The organism is Paracoccus sp. (in: a-proteobacteria), from assembly GCF_046289755.1.
In the GTDB taxonomy this organism is placed as follows: domain Bacteria; phylum Pseudomonadota; class Alphaproteobacteria; order Rhodobacterales; family Rhodobacteraceae; genus Paracoccus.
This window is the reverse complement of record NZ_JBKBVD010000096.1, coordinates 1-5,175: the sequence shown is the minus strand read 5'-3', so window position 1 is coordinate 5,175 and position 5,175 is coordinate 1. Positions and strand designations below refer to the sequence as shown.

5 protein-coding genes are annotated in these 5,175 nt (G+C 67.3%); 3 read left to right on the top strand and 2 right to left on the bottom strand.

What is annotated here, in order from left to right:
- The 3 genes from ACK41U_RS18950 to ACK41U_RS18940 form a co-directional block, all read left to right on the top strand.
- Positions 1-1,550, top strand: a 1,550-nt coding sequence (locus ACK41U_RS18950) for a flavin-containing monooxygenase (RefSeq protein WP_409683727.1), incomplete at its 5' end; no start/stop codon positions are given.
- 54 nt (positions 1,551-1,604) lie between these two features.
- Positions 1,605-2,375 (top strand): acetoin reductase, encoded by a 771-nt coding sequence (locus ACK41U_RS18945; protein ID WP_409683724.1) that lies wholly within the window; start codon positions 1,605-1,607, stop codon positions 2,373-2,375.
- Positions 2,376-2,398: 23 nt separating this feature from the next.
- The gene (locus ACK41U_RS18940; protein WP_409683721.1) at positions 2,399-3,472 is read left to right on the top strand and encodes a 2,3-butanediol dehydrogenase; all 1,074 of its coding nucleotides are present in this window, start codon (positions 2,399-2,401) and stop codon (positions 3,470-3,472) included.
- A 33-nt stretch (positions 3,473-3,505) separates the two neighbouring features.
- On the opposite strand, the gene ACK41U_RS18935 is transcribed toward ACK41U_RS18940, so the two are convergent.
- Positions 3,506-3,934, bottom strand: a complete 429-nt coding sequence (locus ACK41U_RS18935) for a GlcG/HbpS family heme-binding protein (RefSeq protein WP_409683718.1) — start codon at positions 3,932-3,934, stop codon at positions 3,506-3,508.
- Positions 3,931-5,175 (bottom strand): 2-oxo-4-hydroxy-4-carboxy-5-ureidoimidazoline decarboxylase (gene uraD, locus ACK41U_RS18930; RefSeq protein ID WP_409683715.1); only part of this gene is annotated, 1,245 nt, incomplete at its 5' end. The genes ACK41U_RS18935 and uraD, both read right to left, overlap by 4 nt.

Sequence of the window (5,175 nt, the reverse complement as noted above, 5' to 3'; positions counted from 1 at the left end):
AGGAGGACGGCGTCATCACCGCGTGGTTCCGCTTTGAAACGCAGGTGGGGCGCGGATACGGGCTGGTGCGCCTGCGCGACGGGCGCATCTGGACGCTGCTGACCGCTTTGCAGGAACTGAAGGGCCATGAAGAGGCCAGAGGCCCGACCCGCCCGATGGGCGCCAAACACGGCGCGGGCAAGAACCGCCCAAGCTGGCGCGAGGAACGCGAGGCCGAGGCGGCGGAGCTGGGCACGACCCGCCAGCCGCACACGCTGATTATCGGCGGCGGGCAGGGCGGCATCGCGCTTGGCGCGCGGCTGCGCCATCTGGGCGTGCCCGCGATCATCATCGACACGAATGAACGCCCCGGTGACAGCTGGCGGCGGCGCTACAAGTCGCTCTGCCTGCATGATCCGGTCTGGTATGACCATCTGCCCTATCTGAAATTTCCCGACACCTGGCCGGTCTTTGCCCCCAAGGACAAGATCGGCGACTGGCTGGAAATGTACACACGCGTGATGGAGCTGAACTACTGGACCCGCAGCACCTGCCAAAGCGCCAGCTATGACGAGGCTGCGGGCGAATGGACCGTGGTGGTGGACCGCGACGGCCAGCAGGTCACGCTGCATCCAAAGGAACTGGTGCTGGCCACCGGCATGTCGGGCAAGCCGAACGTCCCCGATTTCTCCGGCATGGACCGGTTCCGGGGCGAGCAGCACCATTCCTCGAAACATCCCGGCCCGGATGCTTATGCGGGCAAAAAGGTGGTGATCGTGGGGGCGAACAACTCGGCCCATGACATCGCGGCGGCGCTGTGGGAACATGATGCCGATGTGACGATGCTGCAGCGGTCCTCGACCCATATCGTCAAATCCGACAGCCTGATGGAGATCGGCCTCGGCGCGCTCTATTCCGAAGAGGCGGTGGCGGCGGGGGTCACCACCGAAAAGGCCGACCTGATCTTTGCCTCGCTGCCCTACAGGATCATGCATCAATGGCAGGTGCCGCTATATGACCAGATCCGCGAACGCGATGCGGATTTCTATGCCGGGCTGGAAAAGGCCGGGTTCAGGCTGGATTTCGGCGATGATGACAGCGGGCTGTTCATGAAATACCTGCGCCGCGGATCAGGCTATTACATCGACGTGGGCGCCAGCCAGCTGATCATCGACGGCGCGGTAAAGCTGGCCCATGGGCAGGTGGCCGAAATCACCGAAACCGGCGTGCTGCTGGAGAACGGTCAGGAACTGCCCGCCGATCTGATCGTCTATGCGACCGGCTACGGGTCGATGAACGGCTGGGCGGCGGATCTGATCGGGCAGGAGGTGGCCGACCGGGTCGGCAAGGTCTGGGGGCTGGGCTCGGCCACGACCAAGGACCCCGGCCCGTGGGAGGGCGAGCAGCGCAACATGTGGAAGCCCACGCAGCAGCCCGGCCTGTGGTTCCATGGCGGCAACCTGCACCAGTCGCGGCATTACTCGCTGTATCTGGCGCTGCAGCTGAAGGCCCGCGCCGAGGGGATCGCCACCCCCGTCCACGGCCTCCAGCAGGTCCACCATCTGCGCTGAGGCGCAAACGGCCCGGCGCATGGCCGGGCCATCCCCCCATCAAGGAGAACGACGATGACCCATGACAACAGGGTCGCGCTGGTGACAGGCGCGGCAAAGGGGATCGGGCTGGCCATTGCACAGCGCCTGTCCCGCGATGGTCTGGCTGTGGCGCTGGTCGATCTGGATCAGGATGCGCTGGTGCGCGCCGCCGCCACGCTGGACGGCCCGGTGACCACCTTCCGCGCCGATGTGACCGACCGCGCGCAGGTGATCGCCGCGATTGACCACGCCGAGGATGCCTTGGGCGGCTTTGACGTGATGATCAACAATGCGGGCATCGCGCAGGTCCAGCCCATCGCCGACATCACCGAGGCCGAGATGGACCAGATCCACGCCGTCAACGTCAAGGGCGTGCTGTGGGGCATTCAGGCCGCCGCCGCACGGTTCAAGGCGCGGGGGCAGGGCGGCAAGATCGTCTCGGCCGCCTCGATTGCAGCCCATGAGGGTTACGCGATGCTGGGCGCCTATTGCAGCACCAAATTCGCGGTGCGCGCACTGACGCAGGTTGCGGCCAAGGAATTCGCGCCCGATGGCATCACCGTCAATGCCTATTGCCCCGGCGTCGTCGGCACCGACATGTGGACCGAGATCGACGCCCGCTTTGCCGAGGTTACGGGCGCGAAAAAGGGCGAGACCTTCGATGCGTTTGTGGGCGGCATCGCGCTTGGCCGGCCCCAGACGGGCGAGGATGTCGCGCGGCTGGTGTCCTATCTGGCCGGTCCCGACAGCGATTACATGACCGGCCAATGCGTCATCATGGATGGCGGGCTGGTCTATCGCTGACCCCTTTGTGAAAGGAACACCCCATGAAAGCCCTGCGTTTTCACGCCGCCCGCGATCTGAGGATCGAGGATGTCACAGCCCCGCCCGCCCCCGGCCCCGGTCAGGTCCTGATCCGCAACACCTTCTGCGGCATCTGCGGCACCGACCTGCACGAATATGCCTATGGCCCGATCTTCATCCCCAAAGAGCCGCATCCCTTCACCGGCGCCAGCGGCCCGCAGATCCTGGGCCATGAATTCGGCGGCGTGGTGCTGGCGGTGGGCGCGGGCGTTGCCCATGTCGCACCGGGCGACCGGGTCTCGGTCCAGCCGCTGATCATGCCGCGCGCGGGGGATTACTATGCCGACCGGGGGCTGTTTCACCTGTCGGACCAGCTGGCTCTGGCCGGGTTGTCCTGGCATTCGGGCGGCATGGCCGAACAGGCGCTGCTGAACGATTACAACGTGGTGAAGATCCCCGACGACCTGCCCGACGAGGCCGTGGCCCTGATCGAGCCTGCCGCCGTCGCCGTCTATGCCTGCGACCGGGGGGGCGTGTTCGCAGGGGCTTCGGTGCTGGTCACCGGCGCGGGGCCCATCGGCGTGCTGGCGCTGATGGCGGCGCGGGCGGCAGGGGCGGTGCGGCTGTTCGTCTCGGACCCCAACGAGACGCGGCTGGCGCTGGTGCGCGATCTGCTGCCCGATGTGGTCACGCTGAACCCGACCACCGCCAGCATCGGCGATGCGCTGCGTGCCGCGACCGAGGGCGGGGTGGGCTGCGACGTGGCCATCGAATGCGTCGGCAACGAACATGCGCTGAAAGCCTGTCTGGACGCGGTGCGCAAACAGGGCGTGGTGGTGCAGACCGGGCTGCATCCGCATGACAACCCGCTGGACTGGTTCGCGGTCACCTTCAAGGATGTCGATCTGCGGGGCAGCTGGGCCTATCCCACCCACTACTGGCCGCGCGTGGCCGATATGATCGCGTCTGGCGCCCTGCCCGCCGCCAGGGTGGTGACCCGGCGCATCGGGCTGGACGAGGCGATCACCGAAGGGTTCGACCGGCTGCTGGACCCGGCGGGCACGCAGCTGAAAATCCTGATCGACCTGTCGCGGTGACCGGGCCGGGATCACGCGGTGATCCGGCGGCGATCAGCCCTGCTGCGCCGTGGTCCAGCCGGTGATCCCGGCCTGCGCCACGGCCTGATCCTGTGCGGGGCTGCCGGACGAGACGCCGATGCCCCCCACGACCTGCCCCTGCCAGACCACCGGCAGGCCGCCGCCCACCACCATCAGCCTGCCGCCAAGGGCCGAGTTGATGCCATAGGCCGGGGCGCCGGGCTGGCTGGCAGTGCCATAGTCATGGGTGGCCTTCTTTGCCGCCGCCGCCGTGAATGCCTTGTCGATGGCGATGGTGGTCGAGGTGACCTTGCCGCCCTCCATCCGCTCGAACGCGATCAGCTGGCCGCTGTCATCGGTGACGGCGATGCACATCGGCACGCCGATCTCGCGCGCATGGGCGGTCGCGCCCGCGATCAGGGCACGGGCATCGCCAAGATCCAGTCTGGTCAGGGTCTTCATCCAAGCACCTCTTTCAGTCTGATTTCTGCGATTCGTGTGACCTGTGCTTCGGCCTCGGCGCGTTCGGTTCCGGTGTCGTTGCCGGTGCGTTTCTGCATGGCCGCAAGGATGCCCGCCTTGTCGTGGTCGCGCACGGCGATGATGAAGGGAAAGCCGTGGCGGGCGACATAGGCGTCGTTGAGGCGGGTGAAGGTGGCGCGTTCGGCATCGGTCAGCGCGTCGAGACCGGCGCTGGCCTGCTCGGCTGTGCTGTCGGCGGTCAGGCGGCGGGCCTGCGCCAGCTTGCCCGCCAGATCGGGATGCGCGCGCAGCACGCCAAGGCGTTCTTCGTCCGAGGCCTGCCGGAAGGTCTGCGCCATGCGGGCGGCAAGGCCTGCGGGGCTGTCATGGACGGCGCCCATCTCGGCCTCCCAGACGCGTTCGGCGATGAAGGGCGAATGCTCGTAGATGCCGCCGAAACGGGCCACGAAATCCGCGCGCTCCATCTGCGAGGGGCGCAGGCGGGGCTGGAACGGGTGCGTGCGCGCCCAGTGGCGGGCGATGTCGAGGCGGGTCGCGAACCAGACGCCGTCATGCGCGCGGGCGTGGTCCAGAAAGCGCTGGATCGCCATGGCGCGGCCGGGGCGGCCCGCCAGGCGGCAATGCAGGCCGACGGACATCATTTTGGGCGCCCCCGCCAGCCCTTCGGCATAGAGCATGTCGAAACTGTCGCGCAGATAGTCGAAGAAATCGGTGCCGGTGCCGAATCCCTGACCGCTGGAAAACCGCATGTCATTGGCATCCATCGTATAGGGCACCATCAGCTGCGGCCGGCCCTCATGCACATGCCAATAGGGCAGATCATCGGCGATGGTGTCGGACAGGTAGTCAAAGCCGCCCTCTTCGCAGCCAAGCGCCACCGTGTTCATCGAGGTGCGGCCCTGATAAAAGCCGCGCGGGCGCTGGCCGGTGACGGCCTTGTGCAGGGCGATGGCGCGGGCGAGGTGGTCCGCCTCGGTCTCGCGCGGGATGTTGCGATAGTCGATCCATTTCAGCCCGTGGGTGGCGATTTCCCAGCCTGCATCCTGCATGGCGGCCACCTGTTCCGGGCTGCGCTCCAGCGCGGTGGCAACGCCGTAGACGGTGACGGGGATGTGCGCCAGCAGCCGGTGCAGGCGCCAGAATCCCGCGCGGGCGCCGTAATCATAGATGGATTCCATGTTCCAGTGCCGCTGTCCGGGCCAGGGCTGGGCGCCGATGAT